This is a genomic window from Comamonas sp. SY3 (assembly GCF_041730275.1).
GTDB lineage: Bacteria > Pseudomonadota > Gammaproteobacteria > Burkholderiales > Burkholderiaceae_C > Comamonas > Comamonas sediminis.
Map to the genome: position 1 here is coordinate 187,744 of NZ_JBGTYN010000002.1, position 19,304 is coordinate 207,047.

A 19,304-nucleotide genomic window follows, 5' to 3' on the forward strand; every position below is an offset into this window, starting at 1 on the left:
GATGGCCGCCGCTGCGTGGGAGATCCGTTGGCTGACACCGGCCGATGCCGCCGCTTTCCAGCGCCTGCGCCTGGCCGGCCTGCGCGCATCGCCGAGCGCCTTTGGCTCCAGCTACGAAGAAGAAAAAGACCGCTCTTTGGCTGTGATCGAGGCGCGCCTGGCGCCCAGCGCTGACCAGGGGGTGCTTGGCGCCTTTGCCCGCAGCCAGCTGGTGGGCATGCTGGGCATTCGCCGCCAGGATGGCCTCAAGACCCGCCACCGTATGGCCTTGTGGGGCGTGTATGTGGAGCCAGCCTGTCGCGGCCAGGGCATCGCGCAGGCCCTGTTGGCACAGGCTGTCGCCTTTGCCCGCCAGGTTCCCGGGGCGGTGCAGATCCACCTGAGCGTCAACGCCGCCAACGCCAGCGCGATACGCCTGTACGAGCAAGCCGGCTTCCGGGCCTATGGCACCGAGCCGGCGGCTCTGCTGGTCGACGGCGAGCTGCACGATGAGCTGCTGATGCAGCACCGGCTTCAGCCCCCATCTACGCCAGCAGCCTAAGCCCGCTTCAGCAGCTGCGCGAGACGCTGCAAGATCAGTCCGGGTGCGAGACGCCCAGGCGCGCATGCAGGCGCTTGCTGGTGGTCGTGTATTCCAGCAGCAGCTTCTCGCCGCGCAGGTATTCAACGGCCGCCATGGCTGCCATCGTCGCTTCGTAGAAACCCGTCAGTATCAGCTTGCGCTTGCCCGGGTAGCTGACGATATCGCCTGCGGCATAGATACCCACGGCACTGGTCTGAAAACTGTCGGTCGCCACCTGCAACTGTTTTTTCTCCAGCGCCAGACTCCAGTCCAGCAAGGGCCCGAGCTTGGGCGACAGGCCCTGGAACACCCACAGCTGGTCGCAGGCCAGGCGCTGGTCAGCACCGTCGGCATCAACGTAGCCAATGGCCTGCAGACGCTCGGTGGCCTCGATGGCCTGCGGCATGCCAATGACCACCTCGACCCTGCCGCTGGCCCGCAGCCGTGCCAGGCGCTGCAGCATGGCATCCGGGGCACTGAACTGGTCGCGCCGGTGCATCAGCACCAGTTGCGCCGATTGCAGTTGTGCATGGTCTGCCGCGGCCAGCAACGCCTCCACCGCCGCCTCATCGCCGCCGCTGATCACAATGCGTGGCGCAGCATGGCCGGCCAATATCGGCTCCAGCCAGGCATCATCCAACGTGGGGTGGTAGAACACCTGGCTGCCCAGCCAAGTCTCCAGCCCAGGCAAGCGCAGCTGTTTGGGCACAAAGGCGCCCACGCCGGCGGTCACGACCACGGTGCGGGCCAGCAACCAGCGGGTCTGGGGGCCATCGATAGCCTGCAGTTGCACGCGCCAACGGCCATCGCCATGGGGCAGCAGTTGCGCGACCTGCGTGTGGCCGTGAAAGACGGGCTCGAAGGGCTGGATCTGGCGCTGCAGCTGCGCAGCCAGCTCGCGGCCGGTGCACAGCGGAATGCCGGGGATATCGTAGATGGGCTTGTCGGCATAAAGCGCAATGCACTGCCCGCCCATCTGCGGCAGGCTGTCGCACAACTGGGCTTGCACGCCCTGCAAACCCAGCTGGAATGCTGCAAACATGCCGACCGGGCCGGCACCCACAATCAGCGCATCGACCGCCTGCGCCTGGGATTCATCAAACTCGGGTGAGGCCTTGCGGTCAGAAGGCGTGGGCAAGGTATCAGTCATGGCGCCATCGTAGTGCAGCGCGCATTGCCCTCGCAGCATTGCGCTTATGCGCCATCACTGCGCGCTGTCGATGCCTCCGCCCAGCGCTTTGTACAGGCTGATGCGGTTGACCTGCTCGGCCTGCATCAACGTGATCTGGGTTTGCTGGGCCGCGTACAGGCTGCGCTGCGCATCGAGCACGGTCAGAAAATCGTCGGCGCCGGCCTTGAAACGCGCCTGCGACAGCTGCAGCACGCGGCTGGCCGCCTGCACCAGCGCTGCCTGCGCGTTCAGCCGCCGCTGCATCGTGGCGCGGTCGGCCAGCGCATCGCTCACCTCGCGGAAAGTCACCTGAATGGCCTTGTCGTACTGGGCCAGTGCGGCATCGCGGTTGGCTTGCGCGATGTCGAGGTTGGCCTGGTTGCGGCCGCCGTCGAAAATCGGCAAACGGATCTGTGGCACAAAGCTCCAGGCGCGGTTACCACCATCGAACAGGCCCGACAGCGCATCGCTGGCGGTGCCGGCATTGGCCGTCAGGCTGATCGTGGGGAAGAAGGCCGCGCGCGCTGCACCAATGCTGGCGTACTGCGCCTGCAGGCTGTGCTCGGCGGCCGCCACATCGGGCCGGGCCAGCAGCACCTGCGACGACAGGCCGGTCGGCACCACGGTCATGGCAGTGGCCACGCCTGGCGTTTTGACCTGGGGCGTTGCACCATCGAGCAACTGGCCCGAGCCCGCGCTCTTGATCTCATTCGTGCTGAGCGACGCAGTGGGCGCGGGCGGCAGCATATCGCCCGCCAACGGGCCACCCACCAGCAACTGCAGTGCATTGCGATCACGGGCCACTTGCGACTCGTAGGCCGCCACATCGTTGCGGGCGGTCTCCACCGCCGTCTGGTTCTGGGCCAGCACCAAACCATTGGTGGCGCCCAGCTGGTGCATGCGCTGCACCAGGCCGTAGCCCTGCTCGCGTGTGGCCAACGTGTCGCGCGCCAGTTGCAGGCGCTGCTGGTCGCTGGCCAGGGCCACCCAGGCATTGGCGATATCGGTGATCAGGCCCAGCTGCACGCTGCGGCGGTTTTCTTCCACCAGCAGGTACTGCTGCAATGCCGCCTCGCTGAGGTTGCGCACCCGGCCCCAGAAATCGAGCTCATAGCTGGCCAGGCCCAGCTGCACGCTGACCTGGTTGGTCACCGACGAGGCCGCGCTGGCCGAGCGCAGATCGTCCGCGGTTCGGGTGCGGTTTGCCTGGGCGTTGGCATTCAGGCTGGGCAGCTGGTCGGCACGCTGCACGCCGTACTGCGCGCGCGCCTTCTCGATATTGGCGATGGCCACGCGCAGGTCGCGGTTGTTCTGCAAGGCCAGCTCGATGAGCTGACGCAGCCCTGCGCTCTCCACCCACTGCTGCCACGGCAGCAACTGCAAGGTATCGGCTGCAGCCGGCTCCACAACAAAATCGGCAGGCAAGGTCTGGGCCACGCCATCGAGCGTGGCGGGTACCGCAGGCTCTGGACGCTGGTACTGCGGCGCCAGGTTGCAAGCGGACAGCAGGCCGGCTGCCAACAGGGACAGCGGCAAACGGTAGGCACGGGTCATGGAAAAAGTATCAAAACAGCTCATGGCGCGGTCTCCGGCGCGGCGCTGGCTTGCGCAGGCGCCTCGTCGTGGCGGCTGCGCGAGCGGAACCAGCTGCGGATCAGCAGGAAAAAGACCGGCACCATGAAAATACCGAGCACGGTCGAGGCCACCATACCGCCCAGCACGGCCGTGCCGATGGCGTTACGCCCGCCGGCACCGGCGCCGGTGCCAATGGCCAGCGGAATCACGCCAAAGCCAAAGGCCAGCGAGGTCATCAGGATCGGGCGCAAGCGCAGGCGCACCGCCTCCACCGTGGCATCAAACAGGCGCTTGCCCTGCTCTTGCAGCTGCACCGCAAATTCGACAATCAAGATGGCATTCTTGGCCGCCAAACCCACGGTGGTGAGCAAGCCCACCTGGAAGTACACGTCATTGGTCAGGCCCCGGGTATAGGTGGCGGCCAGCGCACCAATCACCCCCAGCGGCACGGCCAGCATCACCGACAGCGGCACGGTCCAGCTCTCGTACAGCGCGGCCAGGCACAGGAACACGAACAGGATCGAGATCGCATACAGCATGGGCGCCTGGGCGCCGGACTGGCGCTCTTGCAGCGACGCGCCGGTCCATTCATAGCCAAGGCCGGCTGGCAGCTTGGCCAGGATGGCTTCGACCTCCTGCATTGCTGCGCCGGAGCTGATGCCGGGTGCTGCGCGGCCTTCGAACTCGTAGGCCGGGCTGCCGTTGTAGCGCAGCAGCTGGGGCGAGCCGTAGGCCCAGTGCGTGTCGGAGAACGCACCAAAGGGCACCATTTCGCCGTTCTTGTTGCGCACCGTCCATTTGGCGATGTCCTGCGGCAGCATGCGGTGCGGCGCATCGCCCATGATGTAGACGCGCTTGACGCGGCCATTGTTCAGGAAGTCATTGACATAGGTGCCACCCATCGCGCTGGACAGCACGCTGTTGATGTCGGCATACGACAAACCCAGCGCGGCGGCCTTGCGGTCGTCCACATCCACACGCAATTCGGCCGCATCGTCCAGATTGGTCGTGCGTACTGCCGTCAGGTTCGGGTTGGCGCGCATGGCCGCCAGTACCTGGTTGCTGGCTGCCAACAGCCCGTCGTGGCCGATGCTGTTCATGTCCTTGACCATGAAGTTGAAGCCCGAGCTGGCACCCAGACCGCGCACGGCTGGCGGCAGGATCACCAGCACCCGCGCATCCCGGATGCGCGACAGGTCTCTCGTCGCCTTGTTGGCAATGGCCGCGGAAGACTGCGACGCGAGCTGGCGTTCATCCCAGGGCTTGAGGCGGATGAAGCCGCGCGCCGAACTTTGGTCACCGTTGAGGCCCGAGACCTGGTTGAAGCTGATGATGTCGGGCTGCTTGAGCAGGTATTCGCGCACCTCGTCCAGCACGTCCTGCAGGCGCGCATCGGCTGCGCCGGACGGCAGGTTGACGTTCACATACAGAAAGCCCTGGTCTTCATCGGGCAGGAACGAGGTCGGCAGCTTGTGCATCAGCAGCCACACGCCCAGCAGCACGGCGATGAAGATCAGCATCATGCGCTTGGCGCGGCGCAGGCTGCGGGCGACGATGCCCTGGTAGCGGGTGGCCGTGCGGTCGAAATTGCGGTTGAACCAGCGGAAGAACCGGTCGCTGATGCCAAACAGGCCCTTGCGGATGGTGCGCTCATGGCCGCCGGCATGCTCGGGCGCCTTCAGCAGGGTGGCACACAGCGCCGGGGTCAACGTCAATGCGACGAACACCGACAGTGCCATTGCCGCGACGATGGTGATCGAGAACTGGCGGTAGATCACCCCGGTGGATCCGCCAAAGAAGGCCATTGGCACAAACACCGCCGACAAGGTCACGCCGATACCGACCAGCGCCGGTGTGATCTCCCGCATCGAGACCTTGGTTGCCTCCTTGGCGGACATGCCCGTCTCGTGCATCACCCGCTCGACGTTCTCCACCACGACGATCGCATCGTCCACCAGCAGGCCGATCGCCAGCACCATCGCGAACATCGTCAAGGTATTGATGGAGTACCCGGCGATCGACAACACGCCAAAGGTGCCCAGCAGCACCACCGGCACGGCAATGGCCGGGATCAACGTGGCGCGCAGGTTCTGCAAAAACACGAACATGACGATCACCACCAGCACCATGGCCTCACCCAGCGCTGCGACCACCTCGTGGATGGAGGCGCGCACAAAGGGCGTGGAGTCCGAGCTGACGAAGTAATCGATCTGGTTGGGGAAGTACGGCTTCATCTCGGCCAGCTTGGCCGCAACGGCATCGGACACGGCCATCGCATTGGCGCCATCGGCCAGGATGATGCCCATGCCGGCGCCGCGCATGCCGTTGAGCTTGGCCTGCACGTTCAGATTTTCGGCGCCCAGCTCCACGCGGGCGACATCCTTCATGGTGACCACCGAGCCATCGGTGGCGGCCTTGAGCACGATGTCCTCGAACTGGTCCACCGTCTTGAGCTTGGTGCGCGCCGTGATCGTCGCATTGAGCTGCTGGTTGTTCACCGCTGGCAGCGCGCCCAGCTGCCCGGCCGAGACCTGGGCGTTTTGCGCATTGAGCGCATTGGCCAAGTCCGACGGCATCAGTCCGAATTTCTCCATCTTGGCCGGGTCCATCCAGATGCGCATCGCATATGAGGTACCAAAGACGTTGATGTCGCCCACGCCTTCGAGGCGCCCGATCACATCGACCAGACTGGCATTGATGTAGTCACCAATGTCGACCTCGGTCATCGTGGGGTCTTGGGAGTAGAAGCTGTAGGTGACCAGAAAATCCTGGCCGCCCTTGTTGATGAACACGCCCCGGCTCTTGACCGATTCGGGCAGGCGGTTGAGCGCCCCCTGTATCTTGTTTTGCACCTGCACCTGGGCGACATCGACATTGGTGCTGGGCGCAAAGGTCAAGGTGATGCGGGCCTGGCCAGAGGCATTGCTGGTCGCGCTCATGTAGAGCATGTTGTCGATGCCCTTGAGCTGCTGCTCGATGATCTGCGTGACGGAGTTCTCGACCGTCTCGGCCGACGCACCGGTGTACTGGGTACCGATGGTGACGCGCGGCGGCGCAATCTCGGGGTACTGCTCCAGCGGCAGCTTGGAGATGGACAGTGCCCCGCCCAGCATGATGATGATGGCGATCACCCACGCAAAAATGGGGCGCTGAATAAAAAACTGAGCCATGGATGCAGCCTCGGGTTCTGGGGGTGTTACTGGGCTGCTGCCGGCGCTGCGGCCTGGCCGGGCACGCGCCCAGGGCTGCGGACGCGCTCGGCCTGCGCCTTCAGATCCACCTCGGTGACGCGCACCTTGTCACCCTCCTTGACACGCTGGAAGCCATCGACCACCACGCGCTCCCCCGACTTGAGGCCACTGCCCACCAGCCACTGGCTGCCCACAGCACGGTCAAGCTGCAGCGCGCGCTTTTGCACCTTGTCGTCGGCCGTGACCACCAGCACGGTCGGCTTGCCGGTGAGGTCGCGCACCACCGACTGCTGGGGCACCAGCAGTGCATCTGGCGCCACTGCGGTAGGCAACAGCGCCTGCACATACATATTGGGCATCAATACGCCATCGGGGTTGGGGACCTGAGCACGCAAGGTGACGGTGCCTGTCGTGGGGCTGACGATCACCCCGGAGAACTTGAGCTTGGCCTCGTGGCTGTACTCGGTGCCGTCATCGAGCCGGATGCGCACCGGAATCTGGTCGCCTTCGAGGCGCTGAAAGCGGCCCGCCTTCAGGTCGCGCTGCAGCTGCAGCATCTCGGTGCTCGATTGGGTGAAGTCCACATACATGGGATCGAGTTGCACCACGGTGGTGAGCGCCGTCGCCTGGTTGGCGGTGACCAGCGCACCGGGCGTGACCGCCGAGGTGCTGACCCTGCCGCTGATCGGCGAACTGATACGGGTGTACTGCAGATTGATCCGGGCATTGTCCAGCGCTGCCTGGGCGACGGCCACGTCGGAAGCGGTCTGCGCCACCAGCGCTTGGCTGTCATCGAAGACCTGGCGGCTGATGGCATCGATCTTGACCAGCTCGCTGTTGCGCGCTGCATTGCTGCGCGCCGTCTGCGCGGTGGCCTTGGCCTTGGCCAGCGCCGCCTCGGCACTGTTGACGGAGGCCCGCGCAGGCCGGTCATCGAGCTGGTACAGCGCCTGGCCGGCCTTGACGGCGGCGCCTTCGGTGAACAGGCGCTTTTCCACAATGCCGTTGGCCTGGGGGCGAATCTCGGCAATCATGAAGGCACTGGTGCGCCCGGGCAGCTCCGCCGTCAGCTGCTGCGATGCTGCCTGGACCGTGATGATGCCGACCTCCGGTGCCTGCGGCGCGGCGGCTGCGGGTGCGGGCTTGTCCGAACACGCAGCCAGCAGACCGATGGCGCCGACCACAGCAGCTGTGCGGACCAGACGACCCAACGCGCGGGGGGAGGAGTGCTTTCCGACGGTTGCCAAGGATTGAAACGTTGCCAGGGACTGGCGCGAAAAATTGGAAACATCCGGCATCATCGGTTTTGGCTTCAAGGTAGAGCAAACTACTATTTTTACAGCTAAATATGTAGGCAGTGTAAAGCGCCGCGCGGGATTGCCAGGTTTCAGACCCTGGCTGCGCAAGCTGTACATTTTGCTACATTCGTATCCATTTCGGTGGCCCATCGGGCCCGGGTATGGGAAAGCGATAATGCCTAAAGGTTCCTAGCTTTACCCACGGCGGCTTATGTTTCAGCCGCTAACGTCCTACGCACATGTCTTCCACCACCTCTTCCATCGGATTGATTCTGTTGTCCCACGGCTCCAAGGACCCGGTCTGGCGCCGCAATGCGGAACACCTGCTCGCCCAAGTGCAGCAAGCGCAACCCGCCGCTGCGGTGGCTTGCGCCTATCTTGACTGGTGCGACCCACCGCTCGGCCACGCCGTTGCCCAGCTGCTGCAGTCGCATCCCCAATTGACGCAAATCACCATCTGGCCCTTGCTGTTTGGCGTCGGCAAACATGCCAGCGAAGACATTCCCGCGCTGGTCGAGGAACTCGCCCCGCTCCATCCCCAGGTGCAGCTGCGCATTGCCCCGGCGATGGGCGAGGATGCGCGCGTCATCGGGCTGCTGGCGGCCATGGCGGGCGGCTACCTGGAAGGCGCGTAGCCGCGCTAAATCTCCGGCGGCCCCTATGCCGCCGGTACCCGGTTGCGGCAGGCTCCAGCGGGTGCATGTCTGAAAAATCCGCCCCAGAGGCTGGATTTCTGCAGAGAGGCTGATTTTTATATTCCAATCAAGCATAATGATGCAAATTCATATTCCGCATCATTGTATGAACCTGCATCAGTTCCGCTTTGTGCAAGAGGCCGCACGCCGCAACCTCAATCTGACCGAGGCGGCGAAGGCACTGCACACCTCGCAACCCGGCGTCTCCAAGGCCATCATCGAGCTTGAGGAGGAGCTGGGCATCGACATCTTCGCGCGCCATGGCAAGCGGCTCAAGCGCATCACCGAGCCTGGGCAGCAGGTGCTGCGCAGCATCGAGATCATCATGCGCGAGGTCGGCAACCTCAAACGCATCGGCGACCAGTACAGCGCGCAGGACAGCGGCACCCTCTCCATCGCCACCACCCACACCCAGGCGCGTTATGTGCTGCCCACGCCGGTGGCACGGCTGCGCGAGCACTATCCCAAGGTGACAGTCAGCCTGCACCAGGCCACACCGGCCGAAGTGGCACGCATGGTGATCGACGAGCAGGCCGATCTGGGCATGGCCACCGAGTCGCTGGCCGACTACCCCGAACTGGTGACCCTGCCCTGCTATGAATGGCAGCACGTGCTGGTCATGCCGCACCAACACCCTCTGGCTCAGAAGGAGCGCATCAATCTGGAGGACATTGCCGCAGAGCCGTTGATCACCTACCACCCATCGTTTACCGGCCGGGGCAAGATCGACGCGGCGATGGCTGCCCGCCAGCTCACCCCCAAGATTGTCCTGGAAGCGATTGACTCGGACGTGATCAAGACCTATGTGCGGCTGGGCCTGGGCATCGGCATCGTGGCCGAGATGGCCATGCGCGATGATCCGCTTAAGGACCTGGCCGTGCGGCCCGTCGGTCATCTGTTTGGCGAAAGCGTGGCGCGCGTGGCCTTCAAGCGCGGCGCATACATGCGCAATTTTGTCTACAAATTTGCCGAGCTGCTCAGCGACCGGCTCAGCCGTGATCTGATCGCCCGTGCCATGGTCGGCCATGTGGCTGACTATGAGCTCTGACCCGCACCCGTCTCCCAACCCAAACCGCTTACTGATCGATAGGTCGCAGTCCGGCTCGCCGGCTGCGGTTGTTTTCCAACCTTGATCACCATGTCCGCCTCCGCCCCCACCCCGTCGTTCCCCAGCCGTCTGCCCCATGTGGGCACCACCATCTTCACCGTCATGTCGGCGCTCGCGGCCGAGCACAAGGCCGTCAACCTGGGCCAGGGCTTTCCGGACTTTGGCTGCGACCCGGCGTTGATCGACAGTGTCAGCCGCGCCATGCAGGCCGGCCACAACCAGTACCCGCCGATGACCGGTGTACCGGCCTTGCGCGAGGTGGTGGCCCAGAAGATCGAAGCGCTCTACGGCAAGCGCTACGACGCCAACAGCGAGATCACCGTCACCGCTGGTGCCACGCAGGCGATCCTCACCGTCATCCTCAGCTGCGTGAGCCCCGGTGACGAGGTCATCGTGCTGGACCCCTGCTACGACAGCTATGTGCCCAATATCGAGCTGGCGGGCGGCGTGCCGGTGCGCGTGCCGCTGACGCCCAAGACCTTCCGCCCAGACTTTGGCAAGATTGCCGCAGCGATCACCTCCAAGACGCGGCTGCTGCTGATCAACACGCCGCACAACCCCAGCGGCACCACCTGGACCGCGCAGGAGATGCAGCAGCTGCAGGACCTGCTGGCGCCCACCAACATCCTGCTGCTGGCCGATGAGGTCTATGAGCACATGGTGTTCGACGGCGAACGCCATGAGAGCGCATCGCGCTACCCCGGCCTGGCCGCGCGCGCCTATGTGGTGAGCAGCTTTGGCAAGACCTTCCATGTCACCGGCTGGAAGGTCGCCACCGTTGCTGCACCGGCGCCGCTGACGGCGGAATTCCGCAAGGTGCACCAGTTCAATGTCTTCACCGTCAACACCCCGATGCAGGTCGGCCTGGCCGAGTACCTGAAGGACCCGGCGCCCTACCTGAACCTGCCCGCTTTCTACCAGAAGAAGCGCGATCTGTTCCGCGCCGGCCTCGAAGGCTCGCGCCTGAAGCTGCTGCCCAGCTCCGGCACCTATTTCCAGTGCGTGGACATCTCCGCCGTGACCGATGCCAGCGAAGCAGAGTTCTGCCAGCAGCTGGTCAAGGACCTGGGCGTAGCAGCCATTCCGCTGTCTGCGTTTTATGGCAACGGCTTTGACCAGCAGGTGGTGCGCTTTTGCTATGCCAAAAAGGATGAGACCTTGCTCGCGGCGCTGGAACGTCTGCGCAAGCTGTAAAGCGCCCTCTTCCCTGGCAAAAAGCCCGGCGGGAACCCATCTCGCCGGGCTTTTTGTTGGCTGTCTGCTGTCTGCTGTCTGCCGTCAGTGGCCCAGTGCTACAGCAGCACGATATCGTACTGGTCCGAGCCGTCCCGCCCCTCCGCCTGCAGCGAGATCGGCTTGCCAATGAAATCGGACAGCCCGGCCAAATGCTGGCTTTCCTCGTCCAGCAGCATCTCGATTACCGGCGGGGCGGCGAGCACGCGGAACTCCTTGGGGTTGAACTGGCGCGCCTCGCGCAGGATCTCGCGCAGGATGTCATAGCAGACGGTCCGCACGGTCTTGACCTCGCCCACGCCATGGCAGACGGGACAGGAGGTGCAGAGCATATGGGCCAGCGATTCGCGGGTGCGCTTGCGCGTCATCTCCACCAGGCCCAGTTGGGAGAACTCGCCGCACATGGTCTTGACGCGGTCGCGCTGCAGCTGCTTGCGCAGCTCATGCAGCACCTGCGCCTGGTGGTCCTCATGCACCATGTCGATAAAGTCCACGATGATGATGCCGCCCAGGTTGCGCAGCCGCAGCTGGCGGGCAATCGCATGGGCCGCTTCCAGGTTGGTCTTGAAGATGGTGTCGTCAAAATTGCGCGCACCGACATAGCCGCCGGTGTTCACATCGACGGTCGTCAAGGCCTCGGTCTGGTCGACGATCAGGTAGCCGCCCGACTTGAGATCGACACGCCGGCCCAGCGCACGCGCAATTTCCTCATCGACCGAGTACAGATCGAAAATCGGGCGCTCGCCCTTGTACAGCTGAAGCTTGGGCAGCGCGGCAGGCATGAACTCCTGGCCAAACTGCTGCAGCAGCACGAACTGCTCGCGCGAATCGATGCGGATCGACTGGGTGTTCTCCGTCACCATATCGCGCAGCACGCGCTGCATCAGGCTCAGGTCCTGGTGCAGCAAGGTTTTGGCAGCCTGCTTGGCGGCGCTTTCCTTGATGCGCTTCCAGACCTTGCGCAGGTAGCTGATGTCCTCGGCCAGCTCCTCGTCGCTGGAGTCCTCGCCATTGGTGCGCAGGATAAAGCCACCGCCGCCACCCGTTTGCGCGGTGCCCACCAGCGCCTGCAGGCGTGCGCGCAAGGCATCGCGCTCGTTCTGGGGAATCTTTTGCGACACGCCGATATGGTCGTCCTGCGGCAGGTACACCAGCAGGCGCCCGGCAATGCTGATCTGCGTGGACAGCCGCGCGCCCTTGGTGCCGATGGGGTCCTTGATGACCTGCACCATGATCGACTGGCCCTCGAAAATCTGCTTTTCAATCGGCACCTGGGGTTCGCCCTTGCGCGCGAACATCGGCGCCAGACCGCCTTCCTGGCGCTGCCAGACATCGGCCACATGCAGGAACGCGGCGCGTTCCAGGCCAATGTCGATGAACGCAGACTGCATACCGGGCAGCACACGCGATATCTTGCCGAGGTAGACATTGCCGACCAGGCCGCGCTCCAGGGTGCGCTCATGGTGCAGCTCCTGCACGGCGCCGCCCTCGATGACCGCCACCCGCGTCTCCTGCGGGGCCCAGTTGATCAAAATATCATTTTGCATAGAAGTCATTCTCAGATGGCAAACCCTGCAGCCCGCAGCACATTGGCCGTCTCGAACACCGGCAGCCCCATGATGCCTGAATAGCTGCCGCTGATCCTGGCAATATACGCTGCCGCCCGCCCCTGCACCCCATAGGCGCCCGCCTTGCCCATGGGCTCGCCACTGGCGACATAGGCATCGATCTGCGCGCTGTCCATTGCCGCAAACTCCACGCTGGAGACCGACAGGCTGGTCAGGCGCTTGCGCCCGCTTTGCAGCGCCACCGCCGTCAAGACGCGGTGCGTCTTGCCGCTGAGCGCCTGCAGCATCTCGCGGGCCTGTTCTTGCGACTCGGGCTTGCCCAGAATATGCCGGCCCAGCGACACCGTGGTGTCAGAGCAGAGAATCGGCGCCTGCTCCAGCCCGCGCCGCTGCAGGCGGGCGATGGCAGCATCCAGCTTCAGGCCGGTCACGCGCTGAACATAGTCGGTGGCCGATTCGCGCGGCAGCACCTGCTCCAGCGCTTCAGGGTCCTGGGGTTCGGGGTCGTCGTCCTGGGCAACCAGCAAGCGGTGGGCGATACCGATCTGTTCAAGCAGTTGACTGCGGCGTGGAGACTGCGATGCCAGGTAGACAAAGGGGTGCATGGTGGGAAGCGAGGCCTAGATTTGAAAAAAGCGCCTGCGCCCATCAATCCAGCGCAAGCAGCTATTATTTTTGCAGCATAACGCATCCGGCAGCCCACTGGCAAGCGGGGATATTGAGCTGCCCTCACCCCACCTTGCGGCTGGTGCCACCGGCTTACTCGCGGTGGTAGGGGTGGCCGGCATTGACCGACCAGGCACGGTAGAGCTGCTCGATCAGCAGCACCCGCACCATCGCATGGGGCAAGGTCATGTCCGAGAGGCGAATGCGCTCATGCGCCGCGGCTTTGAACTCGGGGTCCAGACCATCGGGACCACCAATGATCAGCGCGACATCGTCGCCTTCGAGCTGCCAGCCCTTGACCCGCTGGGCCAGCGCCTTCGTGGTCAGGTTCGTGCCGCGCTCATCGAGCACCACGATGCGCGTGCCACGTGGGATGGCCGCCTCGATGCGCTTGCGCTCGGCGGCATACAGCGTCTCGACAGTCTTGGAGCCACGCGGCTCCGTCTTGACGGCCTTGAGCTCCACCTTCAGCTCGGGTGGGAAACGCTTGGCATAGTCGTCATAGGCGGTCTGCGCCCAATCGGGTACATGCTGGCCCACCGCAACGATGAAAATCTTCATGCGAACTCTCCAATGAAAAAGAGCTGTCCTGCGGGGCAGTACAGCTCTTTGCAACCCGCAGGTTGAGGGGGTTTACTTGACCTTGCTGGTTACGCGCTTGGCTGCGGGATTCTTGGCTGCAGGCTTGGCGGCGGCCGACTTGGCTGCGGGCTTGCTGGCCTTGGGTTTGTTGACCACGACGGTCTTGACGGTGGCAGCAGCACTGGTCTTCTTGGCTGCAGGCTTTTTGGCCACGGTGCCCGAGATCTTCTTGACCGCCGGCTTCTTGGCGGCAACCTTCTTTACCGGTGCAGCGGCCGCGCTGTCAGCGGAGGCAGTCTTGCGTGCAGCGGGCTTTTTCTTGCTGGCTTCGGTGTCCGCAGCGGCTTCGGCCTGGGCCTTGGCAGGCTTGGCGGCCTTGGGCTTGGCAGCGCCCAGCTTCACGCGCACCGGCGTATCGCCCCACATCTCTTCGAGGCGGTAGTACTGGCGAATCATCGGCTGCATGATGTGGGCGACGACAGGGCCGCAGTCCACGATGATCCACTCGCCGTTGTCTTCGCCTTCGGTGCGTGGCTTGGGAAAGCCCGCTTCCTTGACGGCGTCCTTGACGCTGGCCGCCAAGGCCTTGGTCTGGCGGTTCGAGGTACCTGCGGCCACGATCACGCGCTCGAACAGCGGCGACAGGTGCTCGGTATTGAAAACCTGGATATCTTGTGCTTTCACATCTTCCAGCCCATCAACGATGGCACGCTGCAGCAATTGCACAGATTTCTTGGCAGTGGATTCGGATTTTTTGGCGGTGGTCATCAGTAGGTGATGGATGAAAGTGTTTCTACTATAGCGCGTGTTGCAGTTATTGTTGATCGCGTCAACACGCAGTGACAAAAGGGCAAAGCCTTCAAGAGAAGCTGCCGCGCAGCCTGCAATGGGGCATGCGCATGGTCAGCGGAAAGCGAATTATACGCAAGCTGCGCCAAATGGCGCTCTGGTATGGCCTTGCGGCATGGGCGCCGGGCGAGCAAAAGGCGTTCGGGCCTACCCCTCTGGCACGGAACCGGCAGCCCTGGCCGGCTTGTTCACAGCCAATCACGCGGCTGCAAAAACTCCGCCAGCAAACGCGCTTCGGGCGAGCCCTCAGGGTCCTGGCGCTGGTAGCTCCAGCTGGCCATGGGCGGCATCGACAGCAAGATCGATTCGGTGCGCCCGCCCGACTGCAGGCCAAAGTGGGTACCCCGGTCCCAGACCAGGTTGAACTCCACATAGCGACCGCGCCGGTAGAGCTGAAAGTCCCGCTCGCGCTCGCCATGGACCTGGTCCTTGCGGCGTTGCACGATCGGCAGATAGGCCTTCAAAAAGGTATCGCCCACCGACTGCAGCATCGCAAAGCCGCCTTCAAAGCCCAGCTCGGAGAAATCATCAAAAAAGATGCCGCCGATGCCACGCGCTTCGTTGCGGTGCTTGAGGAAGAAATAGCGGTCACACCACTGCTTGAAGCGCGGGTACAGATCGTCACCGAAAGGCGCCACCGCATCGTGGCAGACCTGGTGAAAATGCTGCGCGTCTTCGGCAAAGGGGTAGAACGGCGTCAGGTCCATGCCGCCGCCAAACCAGCAGGTGGCGGGCTGGCCGGGGTGGCCTGCGGCAATCATGCGCACGTTCATGTGCACGGTTGGCACATAGGGGTTGCGTGGATGGAAGACCAGCGACACGCCCATGGCCGTGAAAGGCGCACCCGTCAGCTCGGGCCGGTGCTGGGTGGCCGAGGGCGGCAGCTGCGGGCCCCGCACCTGCGAAAAGCCCACGCCTGCACGCTCGAACACCGTACCGCCTTCCAGGATCTTGGTCAGCCCCTGGCCTTGCAGCTTCTCACCGGGCGCCTTTTGCCAGGCATCGGCCAGAAAGCGGACGTTGCTGCCTGCCTCCTGCTCCAGCGCTTCAACCGCATCGGTGATGGAGGCCTGCAGCGACTGCAGATAGGCGGCCACCGCCAGGGCCTGGGCCCCGGCGTTCAGTTGGTCAATGGAAGAAGACAGCATGTGCCTGGCTCCCTGTGGGCTTGGAGGCCGTCACTTGACCGCGCGGTAGCCGATGTCGTGGCGGTATTGCGCGCCATCGAAATGCACCTGGGCGGCAGCGGCATACACGCGCTGCTGCGCCTGCTTGACGTTGTCGGCCAAAGCGGTCACGCACAGCACGCGGCCACCGCTGGTGACGGGCTTGCCATCCTGCACCGTAGTGCCGGCGTGGAAAACCATCACTTCTTCTTCGTCCTCGGGCAGGCCGGTGATTGCATCGCCCTTGCGCGGTGCGTCCGGGTAGCCATGGGCAGCCATCACCACGCCCAGCGCGGTGCGGCGGTCCCACTGCAGCTCGATCTGGTCGAGCTTGCCGTCGGTGGCAGCTTGCATCACATCGACCAGATCGCTCTTGAGGCGCATCATGATAGGCTGGGTTTCCGGGTCACCCATGCGGCAGTTGAACTCCAGGGTCTTGGGGTGACCGGCCTTGTCGATCATCAGACCTGCGTACAAAAAGCCGGTGTAGGGAATGCCGTCCTTTTCCATGCCACGGATAGTGGGCAGGATGATTTCGCGCATCGCGCGGGCATGCACATCGGCCGTCACCACCGGGGCGGGCGAGTAGGCACCCATGCCGCCGGTGTTGGGGCCCTGGTCGCCGTCCTTGAGGCGCTTGTGGTCCTGGCTGGTCGCCATCGCCGCCACGCTCTTGCCGTCGCACAGCACGATGAAGCTGGCCTCTTCGCCGTCGAGGAACTCCTCGATCACCACGCGGGCGCCGCCGTCGTTATGGGCGACGCCGTACTTGTTGTCCACCAGCATGAAGTCGACGGCATCGTGCGCTTCCTGGGCGGTGGTGGCCACCACCACACCCTTGCCGGCAGCCAGGCCGTCGGCCTTGACGACGATGGGCGCACCCAGCTTGTCGATATAGGCATGGGCTGCCACCGGATCGCTGAAGGTCTCGTACTGCGCCGTCGGAATGCCATGGCGTGCCATGAAATCCTTCGAGAAAGCCTTGGAGCTTTCCAGCTGCGCTGCGGCCTTGGTCGGGCCGAAGATCTTCATGCCGTGCGCGCGGAACTCGTCCACCACGCCGGCGGCCAAAGGCGCCTCGGGGCCGACGACGGACAGCTGCACACCGTTGTCCTGTGCCCATTCACGCAGCTGGACCACATCGGTGATCGGCAGGTTTTCCAGACGCTTGTCGCGTGCGGTGCCTGCGTTGCCCGGGGCTACATAGACCTTGGAGACCTTGGGCGATTGCGCCAACTTCCAGGCCATTGCGTGTTCACGGCCGCCGCCACCAATCACAAGTACCTTCATAGCGCCGCGTTATGGTAAACATCTTGAACATCATCCAGATCTTCCAGCGCGTCCAGCAACTTTTGCATCTTGGCCGCACCTTCCTCATCCAGATCTACGGTATTTTCGGGGCGCATCGTCACCTCGGCCACCTCGGGCTTGAAGCCCGCTGCCTCCAGCGCATTGCGCACTGCCTCAAATTCTGACGGGGGCGTCAGCACTTCGACGGCGCCCTCCTCGTCGGTGATCACATCGTCGGCGCCGGCTTCCAGCGCCACTTCCATGATCTTTTCCTCATCGGCACCCGGTGCAAACACGAGCTGCCCCAGGTTGCGGAACTGGAAGGACACCGAGCCTTCGGTGCCCATGTTGCCGCCATGCTTGCTGAAAGCATGGCGCACATCGGCTACCGTGCGCACGCGGTTGTCCGTCATCGTGTCGACAATGATGGCCGCACCACCGATGCCATAGCCTTCATAGCGGATTTCCTCGTAGGTCACGCCTTCGAGGTTGCCGGTGGCCTTGTCGATGTTGCGCTTGATGTTGTCGGCCGGCATGTTGGCGGCCTTGGCCTTGTCGATGGCCAGGCGCAAACGCGGGTTGGCGCTCAAATCTGCGCCGCCTTGCCGCGCAGCGACCATAATTTCACGAATGATACGGGTCCAAACCTTGCCGCGTTTTTCGTCCTGACGACCCTTGCGGTGTTGAATATTGGCCCATTTGCTGTGTCCTGCCACAGAATTTCCTTTGCTATTGTTTTATCTAGCTAGACTGCGATTTTACTTTTGACTTTGATGCTGGAGAGGAAACCTACGATGGCTGAACCCCTACTGGTTGCCAAAAATGGCACAACGGAGTGTTTTTTGCTTCCTGGCCTGGCCAATCGACACGGGCTGATCACCGGCGCGACCGGCACCGGCAAGACTGTAACCCTTCAGACATTGGCCGAGGGATTCTCGGGCATTGGCGTGCCGGTGTTCATGGCCGATATCAAGGGTGACTTGACCGGCATCAGCCAGGCGGGCCAGATTGGCGGCAAGCTGGCCGCCACCTTGCAAGACCGTGGTATTGGCCTGCCCACGCCCAAGGCCTGCCCCACCACGTTGTGGGATGTGTTTGGCGAGCAAGGCCACCCGGTGCGCGCCACCATATCGGACATGGGCCCGCTGCTGCTGGGCCGCATGCTGGACCTCAATGACACGCAGATGGGCGTGCTCAACCTGGTGTTCAAGATCGCCGATGACAACGGCATGCTGCTGCTCGACCTCAAGGACCTGCGTGCGATGCTGTCTTACGTGGGTGAGAACGCCAAGCAGTTCACCACCGACTACGGCAACATCAGCTCGGCCAGCGTGGGCGCCATCCAGCGCGGCCTGCTGCAGATCGAGCAGCAAGGCGGCAACAGCTTCTTTGGCGAGCCGATGCTCAACATCGACGACATGATGCAGACCGTGGGCACGCAGGGGGTGGTCAACATTCTGGCGGCCGACAAGCTGATGAATTCGCCGCGCCTGTACTCCACCTTCCTGCTGTGGATGCTGTCCGATCTGTACGAGAAGCTCCCGGAAATTGGCGACCCCGACAAACCCAAGCTGGTGTTCTTCTTTGACGAGGCCCACCTGCTGTTCAACGACGCGCCCAAGGTGCTGCAAGAGCGCATCGAGCTGGTCGTGCGCCTGGTGCGCTCCAAGGGCGTGGGGGTGTATTTCGTCACACAAAACCCGCTGGACATTCCCGACAGCGTGCTCGCCCAGCTGGGCAACCGCGTGCAGCATGCGCTGCGTGCCTTCACGCCGCGCGACCAGAAGGCCGTCAAGGCCACGGCGACCACGATGCGCGCCAACCCGGGCCTGAACATCGAGACCGCGATCACCGAGCTGGCCGTCGGTGAGGCGCTCGTGAGCTTTCTCGACGAAAAAGGCCGCCCCAGCGTGACCGAGCGCGTCTATGTACTGCCGCCGGGCAGCCAGATTGGCCCCATCAGCACCGAGCAGCGCCAGGCCTTGCTGAAGAACTCGCTGGTCGCGGGCGTCTATGACACGCCGGTGGACCGCGAGTCGGCCTACGAGATCCTGAAGGCTCGCGCTGGCCAGGCGACCGCAGCAGCAGGCGGCAAGGCGGGTGCAGGCAGTGCCGCTGGCGAGGATGGCGGCCTGATGGGCAGCATCAACGACATCCTGTTTGGCACCACCGGCCCGCGCGGCGGCAAGAAGGATGGCATTGTGCAGTCGATGGCCAAGTCCACCGCCCGCTCTTTTGGCACCAAGCTGGGCAACCAGATTCTGCGCGGCGTGCTGGGCAGCATCATGGGCGGCAAAAAGTAGCCTGAGGCGCACCGCAAAGAAAAAGCCGGCAATGCCGGCTTTTTTGC

At 63.9% G+C, this 19,304-nt stretch carries 16 protein-coding genes; 5 read left to right on the top strand and 11 right to left on the bottom strand.

Features of this window, described 5'->3' with window-relative positions; all coding sequences use genetic code 11:
* Window position 1 precedes the first annotated feature (1 nt).
* Window positions 2-541 carry an N-acetyltransferase family protein gene (locus tag ACCQ08_RS03895; RefSeq protein WP_373448952.1) on the top strand — a complete coding sequence of 180 codons (540 nt, stop codon included), beginning with the start codon at window positions 2-4 and terminating at the stop codon, window positions 539-541.
* Window positions 542-575: 34 nt separating this feature from the next.
* Here the strand turns inward: ACCQ08_RS03895 and ACCQ08_RS03900 are convergent, their stop codons facing one another.
* Genes ACCQ08_RS03900 through ACCQ08_RS03915 form a run of 4 tightly spaced genes read right to left on the bottom strand, consistent with a single transcriptional unit; the run spans window position 576 to window position 7,746 of the window.
* Window positions 576-1,712, bottom strand: coding sequence for an NAD(P)/FAD-dependent oxidoreductase (locus ACCQ08_RS03900; RefSeq protein ID WP_373448953.1), 1,137 nt, complete (start codon window positions 1,710-1,712; stop codon window positions 576-578).
* Window positions 1,713-1,766: 54 nt separating this feature from the next.
* Entirely contained in the window at window positions 1,767-3,287 is a 1,521-nt protein-coding gene (locus ACCQ08_RS03905) for an efflux transporter outer membrane subunit (protein WP_373448954.1), read from the bottom strand.
* A 20-nt stretch (window positions 3,288-3,307) separates the two neighbouring features.
* The gene (locus tag ACCQ08_RS03910) at window positions 3,308-6,478 is read right to left on the bottom strand and encodes an efflux RND transporter permease subunit (RefSeq protein WP_373448955.1); all 3,171 of its coding nucleotides are present in this window, start codon (window positions 6,476-6,478) and stop codon (window positions 3,308-3,310) included.
* A 26-nt stretch (window positions 6,479-6,504) separates the two neighbouring features.
* Window positions 6,505-7,746 (bottom strand): efflux RND transporter periplasmic adaptor subunit, encoded by a 1,242-nt coding sequence (locus ACCQ08_RS03915; RefSeq protein ID WP_373448956.1) that lies wholly within the window; start codon window positions 7,744-7,746, stop codon window positions 6,505-6,507.
* Window positions 7,747-8,036: 290 nt separating this feature from the next.
* Between ACCQ08_RS03915 and ACCQ08_RS03920 the strand changes: the two genes are divergently transcribed.
* From ACCQ08_RS03920 to ACCQ08_RS03930, 3 genes are all read left to right on the top strand, one after another.
* Window positions 8,037-8,432, top strand: a complete 396-nt coding sequence (locus tag ACCQ08_RS03920) for a sirohydrochlorin chelatase (RefSeq protein WP_373448957.1) — start codon at window positions 8,037-8,039, stop codon at window positions 8,430-8,432.
* A 166-nt stretch (window positions 8,433-8,598) separates the two neighbouring features.
* Entirely contained in the window at window positions 8,599-9,540 is a 942-nt protein-coding gene (locus ACCQ08_RS03925) for a CysB family HTH-type transcriptional regulator (protein ID WP_239812050.1), read from the top strand.
* Between the two features lie 90 nt (window positions 9,541-9,630).
* Window positions 9,631-10,794, top strand: a complete 1,164-nt coding sequence (locus ACCQ08_RS03930; protein WP_373448958.1) for a pyridoxal phosphate-dependent aminotransferase — start codon at window positions 9,631-9,633, stop codon at window positions 10,792-10,794.
* 98 nt (window positions 10,795-10,892) lie between these two features.
* Here ACCQ08_RS03930 and rng read toward each other — a convergent pair whose 3' ends face one another.
* The 7 genes from rng to ACCQ08_RS03965 all read right to left on the bottom strand — a co-directional run bounded on the left by rng (window position 10,893) and on the right by ACCQ08_RS03965 (window position 17,670).
* On the bottom strand, window positions 10,893-12,380 hold the full coding sequence (gene rng / locus ACCQ08_RS03935; RefSeq protein ID WP_239812052.1) for a ribonuclease G: 1,488 nt from the start codon (window positions 12,378-12,380) through the stop codon (window positions 10,893-10,895).
* An 11-nt stretch (window positions 12,381-12,391) separates the two neighbouring features.
* On the bottom strand, window positions 12,392-13,006 hold the full coding sequence (locus ACCQ08_RS03940; protein ID WP_373448959.1) for a nucleoside triphosphate pyrophosphatase: 615 nt from the start codon (window positions 13,004-13,006) through the stop codon (window positions 12,392-12,394).
* A 154-nt stretch (window positions 13,007-13,160) separates the two neighbouring features.
* Window positions 13,161-13,628 carry a 23S rRNA (pseudouridine(1915)-N(3))-methyltransferase RlmH gene (gene rlmH / locus ACCQ08_RS03945; protein WP_116925617.1) on the bottom strand — a complete coding sequence of 156 codons (468 nt, stop codon included), beginning with the start codon at window positions 13,626-13,628 and terminating at the stop codon, window positions 13,161-13,163.
* A gap of 72 nt (window positions 13,629-13,700) precedes the next feature.
* Window positions 13,701-14,417, bottom strand: a complete 717-nt coding sequence (gene rsfS, locus ACCQ08_RS03950) for a ribosome silencing factor (protein WP_373448960.1) — start codon at window positions 14,415-14,417, stop codon at window positions 13,701-13,703.
* Window positions 14,418-14,686: 269 nt separating this feature from the next.
* A complete protein-coding gene (hemF, locus tag ACCQ08_RS03955; protein ID WP_373448961.1) occupies window positions 14,687-15,646 on the bottom strand; it encodes an oxygen-dependent coproporphyrinogen oxidase in 960 nt (319 codons plus the stop codon).
* 30 nt (window positions 15,647-15,676) lie between these two features.
* Window positions 15,677-16,954, bottom strand: coding sequence for a phosphoribosylamine--glycine ligase (gene purD / locus ACCQ08_RS03960; protein ID WP_313331595.1), 1,278 nt, complete (start codon window positions 16,952-16,954; stop codon window positions 15,677-15,679).
* Window positions 16,951-17,670, bottom strand: coding sequence for a YebC/PmpR family DNA-binding transcriptional regulator (locus ACCQ08_RS03965; protein WP_133858840.1), 720 nt, complete (start codon window positions 17,668-17,670; stop codon window positions 16,951-16,953). Before ACCQ08_RS03965 ends, purD begins: the two co-directional genes overlap by 4 nt.
* Window positions 17,671-17,748: 78 nt before the next feature.
* Between ACCQ08_RS03965 and ACCQ08_RS03970 the strand changes: the two genes are divergently transcribed.
* Window positions 17,749-19,257, top strand: a complete 1,509-nt coding sequence (locus ACCQ08_RS03970; protein WP_312462829.1) for a DUF853 domain-containing protein — start codon at window positions 17,749-17,751, stop codon at window positions 19,255-19,257.
* The last annotated feature ends 47 nt before the right edge of the window (window positions 19,258-19,304 follow it).

Excerpts from the sequence above, each read along its gene's own strand:
- ACCQ08_RS03895 (WP_373448952.1), top strand. The coding sequence starts at position 2 with ATGGCCGCCGCTGCGTGGGAGATCCGTTGGCTGACACCGGCCGATGCC.
- ACCQ08_RS03900 (WP_373448953.1), bottom strand. The coding sequence starts at position 1,712 with ATGACTGATACCTTGCCCACGCCTTCTGACCGCAAGGCCTCACCCGAG.
- ACCQ08_RS03905 (WP_373448954.1), bottom strand. The coding sequence starts at position 3,287 with ATGACCCGTGCCTACCGTTTGCCGCTGTCCCTGTTGGCAGCCGGCCTG.
- ACCQ08_RS03910 (WP_373448955.1), bottom strand. The coding sequence starts at position 6,478 with ATGGCTCAGTTTTTTATTCAGCGCCCCATTTTTGCGTGGGTGATCGCC.
- ACCQ08_RS03920 (WP_373448957.1), top strand. The coding sequence starts at position 8,037 with ATGTCTTCCACCACCTCTTCCATCGGATTGATTCTGTTGTCCCACGGC.
- ACCQ08_RS03925 (WP_239812050.1), top strand. The coding sequence starts at position 8,599 with ATGAACCTGCATCAGTTCCGCTTTGTGCAAGAGGCCGCACGCCGCAAC.
- ACCQ08_RS03930 (WP_373448958.1), top strand. The coding sequence starts at position 9,631 with ATGTCCGCCTCCGCCCCCACCCCGTCGTTCCCCAGCCGTCTGCCCCAT.
- rng (WP_239812052.1), bottom strand. The coding sequence starts at position 12,380 with ATGCAAAATGATATTTTGATCAACTGGGCCCCGCAGGAGACGCGGGTG.
- ACCQ08_RS03940 (WP_373448959.1), bottom strand. The coding sequence starts at position 13,006 with ATGCACCCCTTTGTCTACCTGGCATCGCAGTCTCCACGCCGCAGTCAA.
- rlmH (WP_116925617.1), bottom strand. The coding sequence starts at position 13,628 with ATGAAGATTTTCATCGTTGCGGTGGGCCAGCATGTACCCGATTGGGCG.
- rsfS (WP_373448960.1), bottom strand. The coding sequence starts at position 14,417 with ATGACCACCGCCAAAAAATCCGAATCCACTGCCAAGAAATCTGTGCAA.
- hemF (WP_373448961.1), bottom strand. The coding sequence starts at position 15,646 with ATGCTGTCTTCTTCCATTGACCAACTGAACGCCGGGGCCCAGGCCCTG.
- purD (WP_313331595.1), bottom strand. The coding sequence starts at position 16,954 with ATGAAGGTACTTGTGATTGGTGGCGGCGGCCGTGAACACGCAATGGCC.
- ACCQ08_RS03970 (WP_312462829.1), top strand. The coding sequence starts at position 17,749 with ATGGCTGAACCCCTACTGGTTGCCAAAAATGGCACAACGGAGTGTTTT.